Below are 14,744 nucleotides of genomic sequence, written 5' to 3'. Positions count from 1 at the left end.
GTTTAGCATATAAGGAAAGTATATTGTGATTTCTGTATTCAGATCATTTCTATTATTTTTTACTCTCAACCAACAAAGTTACAGTCCAGGTGACGCTTACCTTTCTTGATGTTGAGATTTGCCGGTATAATTCCTAACTGTTTTTTCCACCCGATCTCTTTTCCCACTGGGAAATATATCAAATACTCAAGGAGCAGGATTTGGTGTCTTCACCCATTCGTATTGCCGTCACCGGCGCAGCAGGACAAATCAGCTACAGCCTGTTATTCAGAATTGCCGCCGGAGATATGCTGGGCAGCAGCCAACCCGTAATTCTTCAGCTCCTCGATATTCCGGAATCCGGAAAGGTACTGGATGGTGTTCTCATGGAGCTTCAGGATTGTGCTTTTCCGTTGTTGACGGACATTATCGTAACGCATGATCCGATGATAGCATTTGATCAGGCCGATATTGCAATACTGGTTGGAGCACGCCCACGCGGTAAAGGTATGGAGCGCAAGGATTTACTGCAGACCAACGGCGAAATTTTCAGGGAACAAGGCAGAGCCTTGAACCAGGTGGTAAAACGAGATGCGAAAATTCTGGTAGTAGGAAATCCTGCTAATACCAATACCCTCATTACCATGAAGAATGCACCAGATTTGTCGCCAGAGAATTTTTCAGGAATGCTCAGGCTTGATCATAACCGGGCGCTATCACAAGTTGCCATGAAGCTGAACCAGCCGGTCAGCCATATCAGAAAAATGATCGTATGGGGCAATCATTCATCTACCCAATTTCCTGATTTATCTCATGCAGAAATCGATCATCAAAAAGTGATCGATCTCATCAAAGATCAGACCTGGGTTGAAAACAGTTTCATTCCTACTGTCCAAAACCGAGGTGCTGTGGTGATCGAGGCTCGCGGCCTATCCAGCGCAGCCAGCGCAGCAAACGCCATTATTGATCATATGCGTGACTGGATTTTTGGAACCAGAGACGATGACTGGATCACAATGGGAATTTTGTCTGATGGCAGCTATAAAATACCGGAAGGTGTAATTTACGGATTCCCGGTAGTTTGTAAAAATGGCGGAAGGAAGATTGTGCAAGGGCTTGAAATCAGCCCATTCTCTCGTACCAGACTGGATATCGCTTATGATGAGCTGACCCAGGAACTGGATTCAATCAAGCATTTGTTACTCTGAGATGACAAAGCCAGCTTTCGCCGGCTCCGAATGACAGATCAGCCGTTCTCAGGCTGTAACTGATTTGATAAACGCCAGAACTTCCTCTGCATGCCCTGGAACCTTGACACCTCGCCATGCCTTATACACTTTGCCATCCCGATCCAATACAAAGGTGCTGCGTTCTATTCCGCGTACCTGTTTACCATACATGTTTTTCATCTTCATGACACCAAACAGCTCGCATACCACTTCATCACTGTCACTCAGCAAATCATAAGGTAAATCGTACTTTCCTCTGAATTTATCGTGGGATTTCAGGTTATCGCGAGAAATACCAACAATCTCACACCCTATCTGCACAAATTCCGGATATAAATCCCTGAATTGCTGGCTTTCACTGGTACAGCCAGGCGTATCATCTTTAGGGTAAAAGAAAATAACCAGGTATCTGCTCTTTACGTCTGACAGACGAAATTGCTTGTTACCTGTAGAAGCCAGCTCAAAATCCGGAATCAGATCATCAGACATAAGAATACGGGTTCTATCAATAGTTAAAATTTATGGAACGACGTGATCGATCGTAATGGAAACCTCTCCATCACCGATTTTTACAGGGTCACTATGGCCTTCCAGATCTCCACTGGCAGGAATAGCCTGCCCGGTTTTGCTGATTCTCGCTCCAACCACCACCTCCGGAAAACTGGAAAGTTTCATCGCAGGAGTCATGGCCATATTGTCATCGAGTTTGAATGAAACAGGAATATCTCTGGCATTCAATCTCAAGATTGCCAATGGCATTTTTGGCCCCTGACTGGCTCTTGCAAAAACGAAGAGCGTATCATCCGGAGAGACTTTGTCAGCCAGAGAGGGATCCAGCGTCACCGAACCCGAGATACTTGGCACACCAGCAGAAATTTCCTGTTTTTCCGCAGAAGAAGATCCCGCCGTAGCATCAGTTCCCACATTTGAATTCTGAGCGAGCTGTACGGGAGCAGATTCACCTTTACCTCTCATCGCCAGAGATTTAGCCTGTACGATACTGTCACTCACCGATTTATGAAGTCTCGAATCGGCAGGTATGGCACTCAACAGGCGTTCCCAGTAAGCAACTGCCTGATCAAATTTATCCTGTTCAAACTCGAGAGTACCAGCCAGAGCCAGTGCCTTGGGAAAATTCGGATCGATAGCAAGCGCTCTGGCAATCATTTCAGCAGGTTTACCCAGTAAACTGCCATTATTTATCATGGCCAGCATATCTGCGTAATCACTCAGAAACTGGGGATTATCCGGAACCATCTGGACCAGTTTGGCATAGGTTGCACTGGCATCATCAAAACGCTCCATGATTGCATAAGAACGTCCGAGCATCACCCAGCCCTCTATATCCTCCGGGTTTTCCCTGAGGCGGGCTGCAAGACTCTCAACCATTGAACTGATATCGATATGTCCTTCCTCTCCTCCCGCCCCATTCTGAGAAAACTGGGTAGCATTGGCCAGTTGTGACTGAGGCAGCAACCCGCGCGTATCTCCGATTACCAGGTAGAGATAGATAGCGGCAAGTGGAATTACCAGGGTAACAATGATACCCGCAACGACACCATGGCGACTGGTTGGAACCAGATGGGTGACAGATTCACCATTCTCCGATACATCCTGCAACATTCGTTTCTGCAACTCCTGTTTACTGGAGCCGTACTGTTCTCTGGAAAGGGTATCATCGCGTAAATCCCGCTCCAGTTCTGCAAGCTGGTCACGATAAATAGTGATGTTTGCAGCCTGGCGTTCAATCTGTTCCTGGGATTCGTTTCTTTTACTTCTCAGTAATACAGGAATCACGAACAATAGCGCCACTACGATGAATATACCGGCCACCACCCAGAATGCGGTCATATGCTTTGATCCTTGTTCATTTCTTTGATGAGAGACTCGGCCCGAAGACGCTGACTTTCAGTCAACGGTAAGTCCTTTTCATTTATCTGAATACGACGCCGCCGCAAATAAAAAATGAGAGCGGCACCACCACCCAGAAACAAGGCAAACGGGCCAAACCACAATAACCAGGTCGTTGATTTCAAGGGAGGGTTAAAAAGTATAAAATCACCGTAACGGGCAACCAGAAATTCTACGATTTCATCATCGCTTTTATTCATCCGCATCTGTTCCCGGATTTCACGCCTCATATCATTGGCAAAATCCGCACGGGATGCAGCCAGTGATTCATTCTGGCACACGAGACAACGAAGATTTTCTGCCAGATTCACCAACCGTTTCTCAAGTTCGGGGTCTTCTGCAACAGGTACTGCTTCAGTTGCTGCATAGCCCTGCAAAGACGTAAAAGACAAAATCAGTACTACCAGATAACGCTTCAGTGAACTATGTATCAATCGTTTCATCATGACCAGCTCAACCCTTCAGTTCCTTGATTAAAGGAAGAATTTTGTTTTTCAGCGATTCGACTGTTACCGGACCAATGTGTTTGTACCTGATAATTCCTTGTTTATCAATCACATAAGTCTCCGGCACACCGTAAACACCATAATTGATACCAACTTTCCCATCCGCATCAACGATACTGATTTCATAAGGGTTACCAAACTGTTTGAGCCATTGCATGGCGGTATCGCGCTGATCCTTGTAATTCAGACCATAAATGGGAACGATACCCAGTTTTGAAAGCTCAACCAGCACAGGATGCTCATCGCGACAGGCAACACACCAGGATGCCCAGACATTCAGCATCCATACCTTTCCAAGATTTTCTTCGGATGAAAGCGTCTTAGTAGTATCGTAGAGCTGTTGCAGACGGAAAGGCGGCGCGGGTTTATCCACCAGTGGAGAAGGAACCTGACGCGGGTTCAAAGTCAGGCCAACCCCCAAAAATATCACCAGTACTACAAATGCCGCGAGAGGCAGCAGAAATCGCATCATACCTTACCACCTTCCTCCGAGAGAATAACTGAATTGGTAACCATGTTCCCGGCCGGTATATCTGCAGTTTCCGGTGCTACTGGTCCTGAAGCTGCCTTATTCCTCGATTTCTTGCCAATTGCGAGACGATAACGTCGATCACTGGCAGCCAGCGCTCCTCCTAAAGCCATCAACATACAACCCAGCCATATCCAGTTAACAAAAGGTTTGTGATAGACACGAACTATCCAGGCACCGTTTTCCAACGGCTCACCCAGTGCAACATACAAATCACGCAACAGCCCCATGTCAACCGCCGCCTCAGTCATAGGCATACCTGATGCGGTATAGGTTCTTTTTTCAGGCTGCAACTCACTGACTTTTTTACCTTCCCTGAATACCTCGACTTGTCCCTGAGATGCATTGTAGTTAGGGCCGGTAACCGACTTGGTTCCATTGAACTGGAAGGTATATTCCTTGAGTGTCACGGTACTGCCGACTTCCATTCGCACATCTTTCTCGGTTTCATAACCATTAACCAGCGTCACACCGATGATGAACACTGCAATACCCAAATGTGCACAGTGCATACCGTAATAACCCCTTGGCTGTTTTGCCAGTCTGGTAAACAATCCACCTTCACCACTATTCCGGAGTCGATGGCTGATGCTGACAAATATACTGGCGATGACCCAGAAAGCCAGAAGCAATCCAAAACTGACCATAGGTTTCCACTCGCCCATGATGAACGGCATAATCCCTGCCGCTATCAGACTTACAACGAATGCCCATCTCATCAGCACCGCCAGGGCTGGCAAGCTGGCTTTCTTCCAGCGAGCAACCGGCCCCAACCCGATCAGAAAGATTGCCGGTGTCATCAGAGGCACAAAAACAGCCTCAAAATAAGGAGGGCCCACAGAAATTTTCCCCAGATCCAATGCATCGATCAGGAGAGGGTAAAGTGTACCCAACAATACGCTGCCTGCAGCCACCAGCAGCAATACATTATTGGCAAGTAGAGTAGTTTCACGTGAGACAATTTCAAAATTACCGCCGAGACCTACTTTCGATGCTCGCCATGCAAACAGTGTCAATGAACACCCTACGACCAGCGAGAGATAGACCAGAATAAATATCCCGCGTGCCGGATCTGTTGCAAAAGCATGTACGGAAGTCAGAACCCCAGAACGAACCAGGAAAGTCCCCAACAGACTCAGTGAAAAAGCAGTAATTGCCAGTAACACCGTCCAGCTCTTGAAACTTCCGCGTTTTTCAGTCACGGCCAGTGAATGTATCAGTGCGGTACCTACCAGCCAGGGCATGAATGATGCATTTTCAACCGGATCCCAGAACCACCAGCCACCCCACCCCAGCTCATAATATGCCCACCAGCTGCCGCCCATGATGCCAATAGTCAGGAAAATCCAGGCAACAACGGTCCATGGACGTGACCATCTCGCCCAGGCCGCATCCAGCTGGCCGTTAAGCAGTGCTGCAATTGCAAATGCAAATGCCACTGAAAAACCTACATACCCCATATACAACATGGGTGGATGCATAACCATTCCCGGATCCTGCAGTAGTGGATTGAGGTCATTCCCTTCGATTGCTGCCGGCAACAACCTGTCGAAAGGGTTGGAGGTAAACAAAAGAAACAGCAGAAAACCAGCACTGACCAGCCCCAGCACACCCAAGACACGAGCTACCATATCGTCCGGCAACTGACGACTGAAAACACTTACAGCCACAGACCAGCCGGCAAGCATGGTCACCCATAGCAATAATGAACCCTCATGAGATCCCCATGTTGCAGCAAAACGAAAATGCACAGGAAGATCAGAATTCGAGTTGGATGCCACGTTCAATACAGAGAAATCATTATTTACGAACGAATAGGCAAGGCACCCGAAAGCAATCGCGATAAATACAAAATGTCCCTGTGTGACCGGACGCGCCAAAGCAATCCACGAGGGTATACCACGTGCCGCGCCAATGATGGGTAGTGTTCCCTGGACCAGGGCCAGCAGCATTGCGAGGATGAGGGCAAAGTTACCAAGTTCCGGAATCATGGTTTGAAGTTATCCCTTGTTAAATTACGAAATGAACAAACTCACTGCGCAAGTGAGGTTTTCTGTGCTTTGGCCGCCTGCTCCAGTGCACTGGCAGCTTCGGGCGGCATATAATTTTCATCGTGTTTGGCAAGCACTTCATCAGCATAAAAAATACCATCATCTGCCATTTTTCCTTGTGCCACGACACCTTTCCCTTCTTTAAACAAATCAGGAAGAATTCCTGTATAAACCACTCGAATGACTTCAGCAGTGTCAGTTATGGCAAATTTCAGGGTAGTGCCATCTCCCTCTCGTTTAAGTGAACCTTCTTCCACCAGCCCACCTATTCTGAAACTTTTTCCGATAGGAGCTTCTTTGGCAGCCACCTGACTGGGACTAAAGAAAAAAACCAGATTACTCTGAAATGCATTCAGCACCAATACGACAGCAACTGTCAAAGCACTGACGCTCAATGCAATAACAGCCATTTTTTTATGACGTGGCTTCATTTCTCTCCTCGCAGAATTGATCTTTTTCTCAGACCGAGATGCTTGTATAAAGTTCGCCTACGAATACGAATCGCGACAACCTCGCCAATTATGCACAGTATTGCAACCAGGTAAGATCCCCATACATAAAGGCCATATCCCCCCATGGCAAAAAAATCAGATACGCTTTCCCACTTCATTCCAACACTCCTTCTTTCAATTCTGACACCCATGCCGTGTGGCGTTCACGCTCCAGAATGATGAGACGGGCCCGAATCAGAATCATTACAATCGAGTACATCCATACCGCCAGCGCCATGATCAACATGCCCGACAGCATAGCAGTTGCCATTTTGGGTGATTGAATCAGGCTGACTGAGGCACCCTGATGCAAGGTATTCCACCACTGAACCGAAAAATAAATGATCGGAATATTGACCACCCCAACCAGAGCAATAATGGCTCCGGCTTTGTCCGCACGCCTTGGGTCATCGATTGCGGCCTGTAATGACATAAAACCGATATACAGAAAAAACAAAATCAGTTCGGAAGTCAAACGGGCATCCCAGACCCACCATGTTCCCCACATCGGCTTACCCCACCATGCCCCCGTCCACAGAGCAAGGAAAGTAAACATGGCACCCGTCGGTGCTATGGCACTTGCCACCATGGATGAAAGCCGGGTATTGAATGCCAGTCCTATCCCGGCCCAGAATGCCATGACTACGTACAAAAACATCGACATCCAGGCAGCTGGAACATGGATAAAAATAATCCGGTAGGCCTCACCCTGCTGAAAATCGGTCGGGGCAGAAAAAAAGGCGATATACAGGCCCACGATCAGAAAAATGATTGCCGCAATGGAAAAATAGGGAATCATCCGCCCCGCCAGAAAATAAAAACTCGCGGGAGAGGCATATTTAAACCAATTGATTGTCATGTCCTGAATATTCTCTCTTAATTAATCCGGCAGAAAACGAAATTACTTGCTTTTACCTTACCAAATACCTCACCATCCGCTACTTGCAGCCCTGATTGCTGAGATCAGCCCATGGAAATCCGGAGAGATGCAGCAGTCGCCCAAGGTGAAAAAACGATGGAAACCAATAAAAATGCACCTAATATCGAAAAATGCGCCCCGAACCCCATTCCCGCAGTACTTGCCTCGACTGCGCCTGTTCCAAAAATCAACACGGGAATATAGAGCGGCAGAACCAGTATCGATACCAGTACACCTCCTCCCCTCAACCCCAATGTCAACGCAGCACCGATCGCACCAATCAGACTCAGCACAGGCGTCCCCAACAACAGTGAGAGCGTTAGCACAATCAATGCCTCTACCGGCAAATCGTACTGGATCCCCAATACCGGTGCCATCAGCACCAGCGGAACCCCGGTCACCAGCCAGTGTGATATTGCTTTACCCATGACCAACGCAGACAAAGAAACCGGGGAAAGCAGCATCTGTTCCAGAGTTCCATCCGCATAATCACTGGAAAACATACGGCCCAGCGACAACATCGAAGCCAGCAAAGCAGCCACCCATACCACACCCGATGCCATTATCCGTAATATACTAGCCTCAGGCCCCACACCCAGCGGGAACAGGCTGACAACGATGACAAAAAAGAACAGAGTCGTCAGCACGTCGGAACGTCGACGCATTGCCAGCAACAAATCCCGCTTGATTATCCACCAGATCATATCGAATCAGGACAAGACCAAATGATGCACCATCACAGTGCTCATCACGAGCTCCTGGTGAGTAGTCATAATGACCATACCTCCTTTTGCCAGATTATGCTCCAGTATGCCTTTGATCAGCTCCACCGCTGCAACGTCAAGAGCAGTCAAGGGCTCATCCAGGATCCATAACTTGGTTCGAGTCACCAGCAAACGAGCCAGAGCCACTCTCCTGCGCTGCCCTTGCGACAACACTCTGGCGGGCAGCATTTCACGTCCAGCCAGCCCGATCTGCCCCAATGCATCTGCCGCCTGATCCTCATCGATCTCACAACCTGCCAGTGCGCAGGATATCCGCAGATTCTCGATAGCTGTCAGATCATCCTTGATGCCTCCCAGATGCCCCAGGTAAGTCATCACGTCGCGATAATCCCCTCCCAGCTTCCGGATATCAGTTCCATTCCAGTAAATTTCCCCATCATCAGGCAAAGATAATCCGCACAACAATCTGAGCAGGCTGGTCTTGCCACTGCCGTTGGGGCCACCCACAAACATCAGCTCACCGGGATTTACGGAAAAAGAGAGATTACTGAAGAGTCTGTGCTCCCCCCGTATACACTCCAGGTTCCTGGCTGTCAGCATCTCAATCGGTGATGGGCCTGTGGTCATAAAAGTCGGAGATTATAGCGTATTGCTGTCCGCCTGGTGTCGTTGCCGCTCATCAGGCAATAAAAACTTACTGTAAATCCACCGAACCGGCTATCGCACCCGTAACAGCTTCATGTAATGAAATCATTCTTCTAGGCACGATGACTTCAGGATCGATCCGTTCACCGAGGCCAAGAAAAACATTGCGATCATCGTACAACTTCAATTGCGTGTTGACCGGTAATCCATATCGAGACATATTTTTCCTGATTTTCTGTCCCTGTCGCAAACGTAATGCCTCATCATCATCAAGTACTATGGAAGGAATATCGTTTAGAAGACTGTCGATCGGACACAAAAGTTTCTGACGATTGACAGGAGTCTCGGATTCGAGCTGATCCAAATCACAGGCCTGAGATAATTCAAAATGACCGACACTGATACGGGAAAGCGCTGTGAGATAGGCACCGCCATAACCAAGTGCCTTTCCGATGTCCTCAGCCAGTGTTCGGACATATGTACCTGAACTGCATCGAACCGTAATCGTCATCTCAAAACCTGACAAAGTATCGAGTGACACGGCATGAATTACGATTTCCCGTGCTTTGCGCTCAACCGTAATTCCCTCACGTGCATACCGGTAAAGCGGTTTGCCATGTTGTTTCAATGCGCTGAACATAGGTGGAATCTGACTGGATCGACCGAGAAATGTTTGCAGAATCCCAGTCACTTGCCCGAAATCAGGTGGGTTTACATCAGAACCGACCACCTGTCTGATTTCACCTTCGGCATCTCCCGTGTTGCTGATATAACCAAGTCTGAGGGACGCAACATAGGTTTTATCCACACCTAGCAAAGTAGAGGAAAATTTGGTAGCCTCACCGAGGCAGATTGGCAGCAGCCCCTGTGCCATTGGATCCAATGTTCCGGTATGCCCTGCCTTGGCGGCCGACAATAAACGCTTACTGATCTGAAGTGCTCGATTGGATGAAATACCGGAAGGCTTGTTGAGCAACAAAACTCCGCTGATGCTGGCAGATTGGGACAGGGGAAGACCTTACAGTAAGTTGAATCAGAAAATCGAAGCGGCAGGATTCAAATATCAACCTTCCGGGTCAGGCTTTACCTACAGCCTCATCGATCAGCCGAGAGAGTTTCATACCGCGTTCGACCGATTCATCGTAAACGAATTGCAACTGTGGAACGACTCTCAGCCTGATTTTGCCAGCCAGCTGACTGCGCAGAAAGCCAGCTGCGTGCTTCAATCCCTCTTCAACAAGCTGAATATTTCCATCCCCTCCCAAAGTGGTGTAGAAAACTTTGGCATAGGCATAATCACGTGTTACTTCCACGCCGGTCAGTGTCACCATCCCGACTCTTGGATCCATGATTTCATTCTGGATCAGCAAAGCCAACTCACGCTGAATCTGGTCAGCCACCCGTACAGTACGCGAAAAATCCCTAGACATGATCACCTCCTGTTCAATCCGGAGAACCACTCACTTCACAGAATGCTCAATATCACAGCACACGAGCAGTTTCGACAATCTCATACACCTCGATCTGATCACCCTGCTGAATATCATTGAAATTCTTCAATGAAAGCCCGCATTCGAAACCGGATTTCACCTCCCGAACATCCTCCTTGAATCTTTTCAGAGAATCCAGACTACCACTATGGATGACCAGACCATCACGCAATAACCTTACCAACGCATCACGTTTGATCAATCCTTCGAGCACATAACAACCGGCCACGACTCCGACCTTGGATATCCGGTAAATTTCACGAATATCGACCATACCCAGGATTTTTTCCTTGCGATCCGGCATCATCATTCCTGACAATGCTTTTTTGACTTCATCGACCGCTTCGTAAATGATGTTGTAGTAGCGCACATCCACCCCGGTTGAAGTGATCAGCTTGCGCGCGCCCAGATCGGCACGACAGTTGAACCCGATGACGACAGCCTTGGATGCCAGAGCCAGATTGATATCAGATTCGATGATCGCTCCCACTCCACTGTGCACGACATTGATTTTCACTTCATCGGTTTCCAGCTTCTTCAACGCATAGACCAGTGCTTCGCAAGATCCCTGCACATCTGCTTTGATGATCAGATTAAGTGTACTGACGTCCTCATGCTGACCGAATACATCCTCCATTTTTGCCACCTGAAGCTTGTCCAGTCGCACATCACGGAATTTACCCTGGCGAAAAAGAGCAATCTCACGAGCCTTGCGCTCATCATCCAGCGCAATAAACACTTCTCCGGCGACCGCGACTTCTGACAACCCCTGAATCTCGACGGGAATCGAGGTACTCGCTTCACTGATGGATTTACCCCGCTCATTCAGCATGGCCCTGATTTTTCCAAACACGGCTCCAGTCAGAACCGCATCACCCCGTCTCAAAGTGCCAGATTGAACCAGAACCGTCGCAACCGGACCACGCCCCTTGTCCAGACGGGATTCGATCACCACGCCTTTGGCTGGCGCCTCCCGGACAGCCTTGAGTTCCAGCACTTCTGCCTGCAATAAAACTGCCTCCAGCAATTCGTCGATTCCCAGACCGGTTTTTGCTGAAACACCAATGAACATGGCATCACCTCCCCAGTCCTCGGGGACGACACCATGATTGACCAGTTCCTGCTTGATACGATCAAAATTGGCTTCCGGCTTATCCATTTTGTTGACCGCTACGACAATAGGGATATTCGCCGCCTTGGCATGGTGAATGGCTTCAATCGTCTGGGGCATCACACCATCATCCGCAGCCACAACCAGTATGACGATATCGGTAATCTTGGCACCGCGAGCGCGCATCGCAGTAAACGCTTCATGTCCTGGCGTATCGAGAAATGTAATCACCCCGCGTGAAGTTTCGACATGGTAGGCACCAATATGCTGGGTAATTCCACCGGCCTCCCCTCCTGCAACACGGGTTCTGCGAATATAGTCGAGCAGCGAGGTCTTGCCATGATCGACGTGTCCCATCACCGTGACTACAGGGGCGCGTGGTTCCATCCTGGCTTCATCGGAAGATACATCGACTTCCTCCAGGAAAGACTCAGGATTATCCGACGCAGCAATCTTGGCGATATGTCCCATCTCCTCGACGACGACCATGGCAGTTTCCTGATCGAGCATCTGATTGATCGTCACCATACTGCCCATTTTCATCAGTACCTTGATGACCTCTGCTGCTTTGACTGCCATTTTCTGCGCCAAAGCTCCCACTGAAATAGTTTCAGGAATCAAGACTTCATGAATGACCGGTTCAGTAGGTACCGAAAAAGCATGCTGGGATTGCAATTCATCTGACTTATATTTGCCGTGCTTATCCTTACGCATGCGCCATTCCTGCCCGCCAGACAGATCACCACGTGCTTTCGGTTCACGACGTTTGACCGGCTCATCCTTCCAGGCATCCTGCTTGGTTGGCTTCTTTTTCTTTTCGCCCTTCTCTTCCGGTTTGACAACCGGTTTCTGAGGAGCATGTCCCTTGGTCGCTGCAGTCGTCGAGGTTGTCGCTGGAGCAGTTGAAGTAGCAGGCGTGGCTGCCGCACCTGTTTCCGGCGATTTGGATGAAATTTCAGTCACTGATCCCGGCGTGACAGCTGTCGCCGGCCCAGATTCCTGCTCAGCCGGGGCCGGTTCTTTTTTCACGTTCGCCTGAGCAGCTGCCTGTTGTCTCCTTTTTTCCTGCTTTTCTTTCAGCTCAGCAGCCTGACGGGCAATCAACTCTGATCTTTTCCTGGCTTCTTCAGCACGCAAGGCCATCTGCTCAGCATCGACAACCGACTTTACAATCGTCGGTTCCGGCGTTTCGACCATTTTCAAAGGTGCGGGTTCTTCACTCACACTTTTTTCAATCACCTCAGGTTCATTCTGTCTGGTCAGCACCCGCGTTTTCTTGACTTTGACCTCAATGGTCCTCGGCCTGCCTGTGCTGTCTGACTGTTTTATCTCTGTCGTTTGTTTACGCGCCAGAGTGATCCTGGTTCTTGGTCCGCTACTTCCATGCGATTTACGCAGATAATCGAGAAGCCGGGTCTTATCCTGCTCCGTGAGAAAATCTGCTGCAGAACGTTTATCTACCCCGGCAGCCTGAAGCTGTTCCAGCAACAAGCCAGGTAACATACCCAGATCATGCGCAAATTGCTCTACAGTCATTTGAGTCATCAGCAACCTTTTACTTCAAATCCAACAAAAATCCGAAAACACAACAAACATTCCCTTTTCCCTGCCCGCATGTACGAGACTATCCGGCCCTGACCGGGAATCATGCGAACCAGGGTTCACGTGCCTTGATAATAATTTTACTTGCACGTTCAAAGTCTATGCCCGTCAATTCGACCAGATCATCTGCCGCCAGATCAGCAAGCTCTTCCTGAGTACTGATCCCTTTTGCCGCCAATTCACGCACCAGCTCGATATCCATTCCTTCCAGGGCAAGCAGCGCTTCGGATGCATGGCCAATTTTTTCTTCAGTCGCAATAGCATCCGTCAACAAGGCATTACGGGCACGGTTACGTAACTCCTCAATTGTCTCACGATCAAACTCCTGTATTTCCAACATTTCTTCAATTGGAATATAGGCGACCTCTTCCAGAGTGGAGAATCCCTCTTCCACCAGGATACGCCCAACGTCTTCATCGACATCGAGTTTTTCCATGAACAATCCACAAATGGAAGCAGCTTCTTCTTCAGTTTTTTCCTGCGACTCTTCCTCTGTCATGATATTGAGCTGCCAGCCCGTCAATTCAGATGCCAGCCGGACATTCTGCCCGCCCCGGCCGATGGCCTGAGCCAGATTCTCCTCATCCACCACGATATCCATACAATGCTTCTCCTCATCCACCACGATACTGCTGATCACAGCAGGTGCCAAAGCATTTACGACGAATGTGGCCTGATCATCCGACCACTGAATGATATCCACCCGCTCACCGGCAAGCTCACTGGTAACTGCCTGTACTCTCGAACCGCGCATACCCACGCAGGTACCGATCGGATCCACGCGACTGTCATTCGATTTAACAGCGATTTTTGCTCTGGAACCAGGATCTCTCGCTGCTGCTTTGATTTCCAGAATCCCCTCTTCTATCTCGGGCACTTCAAGCTCGAACAGCTTGGCCAGAAACGCCGGTGAAGTCCTGGACAATACCAGTTGTGGCCCTCTCACTGACCGATCAATTCTCAGAAGATAGGCACGGACACGGTCGCCCATGCGCAGATTTTCATGTGAAATCATCTGGTCGCGTGGCAGAACTGCTTCGATCTTGCCAAACTCAATGATTGCATTTCCACGGTCCATACGCTTGATCACGCCGTACACCAGATATTCCCCGCGATCAAGAAAATCATTCAGATTCTGTTCGCGCTCGGCATCACGTATCTTCTGGAAAATGACCTGTTTGGCAGCCTGTGCACCGATCCGGTCAAAAGTGACATCCTCCATCAGCTCCTCTATATACTCCCCAGGAACAGCCTGTGGATTGCGCCCTACAGCCTCACTCACCGTAATTTGCCGCTCCGGGTGCTCTGCCGGATCATCTGCAACGATCAGCCATCTGCGAAAACAGTGAAATCCACCGGTATCACGATCGATCGAGACACGCACATCAATATCATCCCGGGTATGCTTCTTGGCAGCAGAAGCCAGCGCCATTTCGAGTGCGGTAAAAACGATATTTTTATCCACATTCTTCTCATGCGCCAAAGCATTGACCAACAGTAAAATCTCGCGGCTCATATTCCTCCAGCCCTATTTTTCAACCCCAAACCCATCGTCA

Annotated in this window: 15 protein-coding genes; 1 reads left to right on the top strand and 14 read right to left on the bottom strand. The window is 48.9% G+C overall.

What is annotated here, in order from left to right:
* Positions 1-203: 203 nt before the first annotated feature.
* Positions 204-1,187, top strand: a complete 984-nt coding sequence (locus tag HRU73_RS04140; protein WP_276678866.1) for a malate dehydrogenase — start codon at positions 204-206, stop codon at positions 1,185-1,187.
* A gap of 48 nt (positions 1,188-1,235) precedes the next feature.
* Here HRU73_RS04140 and HRU73_RS04135 read toward each other — a convergent pair whose 3' ends face one another.
* From HRU73_RS04135 to nusA, 14 genes are all read right to left on the bottom strand, one after another.
* The gene (locus HRU73_RS04135; protein WP_011111384.1) at positions 1,236-1,697 is read right to left on the bottom strand and encodes a peroxiredoxin; all 462 of its coding nucleotides are present in this window, start codon (positions 1,695-1,697) and stop codon (positions 1,236-1,238) included.
* Between the two features lie 30 nt (positions 1,698-1,727).
* Positions 1,728-3,059, bottom strand: a complete 1,332-nt coding sequence (gene ccmI / locus HRU73_RS04130; RefSeq protein WP_276678868.1) for a c-type cytochrome biogenesis protein CcmI — start codon at positions 3,057-3,059, stop codon at positions 1,728-1,730.
* On the bottom strand, positions 3,056-3,562 hold the full coding sequence (locus HRU73_RS04125) for a cytochrome c-type biogenesis protein (RefSeq protein ID WP_327183662.1): 507 nt from the start codon (positions 3,560-3,562) through the stop codon (positions 3,056-3,058). Before HRU73_RS04125 ends, ccmI begins: the two co-directional genes overlap by 4 nt.
* A gap of 10 nt (positions 3,563-3,572) precedes the next feature.
* A complete protein-coding gene (locus tag HRU73_RS04120) occupies positions 3,573-4,097 on the bottom strand; it encodes a DsbE family thiol:disulfide interchange protein (RefSeq protein ID WP_276678869.1) in 525 nt (174 codons plus the stop codon).
* Positions 4,094-6,145: a heme lyase CcmF/NrfE family subunit gene (locus tag HRU73_RS04115; RefSeq protein WP_287399572.1), complete on the bottom strand. Its 2,052-nt coding sequence runs from the start codon at positions 6,143-6,145 to the stop codon at positions 4,094-4,096. The genes HRU73_RS04120 and HRU73_RS04115 overlap by 4 nt, the downstream gene beginning before the upstream one ends.
* Before the next feature lie 41 nt (positions 6,146-6,186).
* The gene (gene ccmE, locus HRU73_RS04110; RefSeq protein ID WP_276678872.1) at positions 6,187-6,636 is read right to left on the bottom strand and encodes a cytochrome c maturation protein CcmE; all 450 of its coding nucleotides are present in this window, start codon (positions 6,634-6,636) and stop codon (positions 6,187-6,189) included.
* Positions 6,633-6,782, bottom strand: coding sequence for a heme exporter protein CcmD (gene ccmD / locus HRU73_RS04105; protein WP_276678884.1), 150 nt, complete (start codon positions 6,780-6,782; stop codon positions 6,633-6,635). Before ccmD ends, ccmE begins: the two co-directional genes overlap by 4 nt.
* Positions 6,783-6,811: 29 nt before the next feature.
* Entirely contained in the window at positions 6,812-7,555 is a 744-nt protein-coding gene (gene ccmC / locus HRU73_RS04100) for a heme ABC transporter permease CcmC (RefSeq protein ID WP_011111378.1), read from the bottom strand.
* 104 nt (positions 7,556-7,659) lie between these two features.
* A complete protein-coding gene (ccmB, locus tag HRU73_RS04095; RefSeq protein ID WP_011111377.1) occupies positions 7,660-8,319 on the bottom strand; it encodes a heme exporter protein CcmB in 660 nt (219 codons plus the stop codon).
* Positions 8,320-8,325: 6 nt separating this feature from the next.
* Positions 8,326-8,940 (bottom strand): cytochrome c biogenesis heme-transporting ATPase CcmA, encoded by a 615-nt coding sequence (ccmA, locus tag HRU73_RS04090; RefSeq protein ID WP_287400028.1) that lies wholly within the window; start codon positions 8,938-8,940, stop codon positions 8,326-8,328.
* A 94-nt stretch (positions 8,941-9,034) separates the two neighbouring features.
* Entirely contained in the window at positions 9,035-9,961 is a 927-nt protein-coding gene (gene truB, locus HRU73_RS04085) for a tRNA pseudouridine(55) synthase TruB (RefSeq protein ID WP_287399571.1), read from the bottom strand.
* A 100-nt stretch (positions 9,962-10,061) separates the two neighbouring features.
* Complete coding sequence (gene rbfA, locus HRU73_RS04080) at positions 10,062-10,415, bottom strand: 30S ribosome-binding factor RbfA (protein ID WP_276817541.1); 354 nt, start codon at positions 10,413-10,415, stop codon at positions 10,062-10,064.
* A gap of 52 nt (positions 10,416-10,467) precedes the next feature.
* Positions 10,468-13,131, bottom strand: coding sequence for a translation initiation factor IF-2 (gene infB / locus HRU73_RS04075; RefSeq protein WP_287399569.1), 2,664 nt, complete (start codon positions 13,129-13,131; stop codon positions 10,468-10,470).
* Positions 13,132-13,231: 100 nt separating this feature from the next.
* Positions 13,232-14,704: a transcription termination factor NusA gene (nusA, locus tag HRU73_RS04070; RefSeq protein ID WP_287399567.1), complete on the bottom strand. Its 1,473-nt coding sequence runs from the start codon at positions 14,702-14,704 to the stop codon at positions 13,232-13,234.
* Positions 14,705-14,744 lie beyond the last annotated feature (40 nt).

This window comes from Nitrosomonas sp. H1_AOB3 (genome assembly GCF_015709435.1).
GTDB lineage: Bacteria > Pseudomonadota > Gammaproteobacteria > Burkholderiales > Nitrosomonadaceae > Nitrosomonas > Nitrosomonas europaea.
This window is presented reverse-complemented; position numbering and strand designations above follow the sequence as displayed.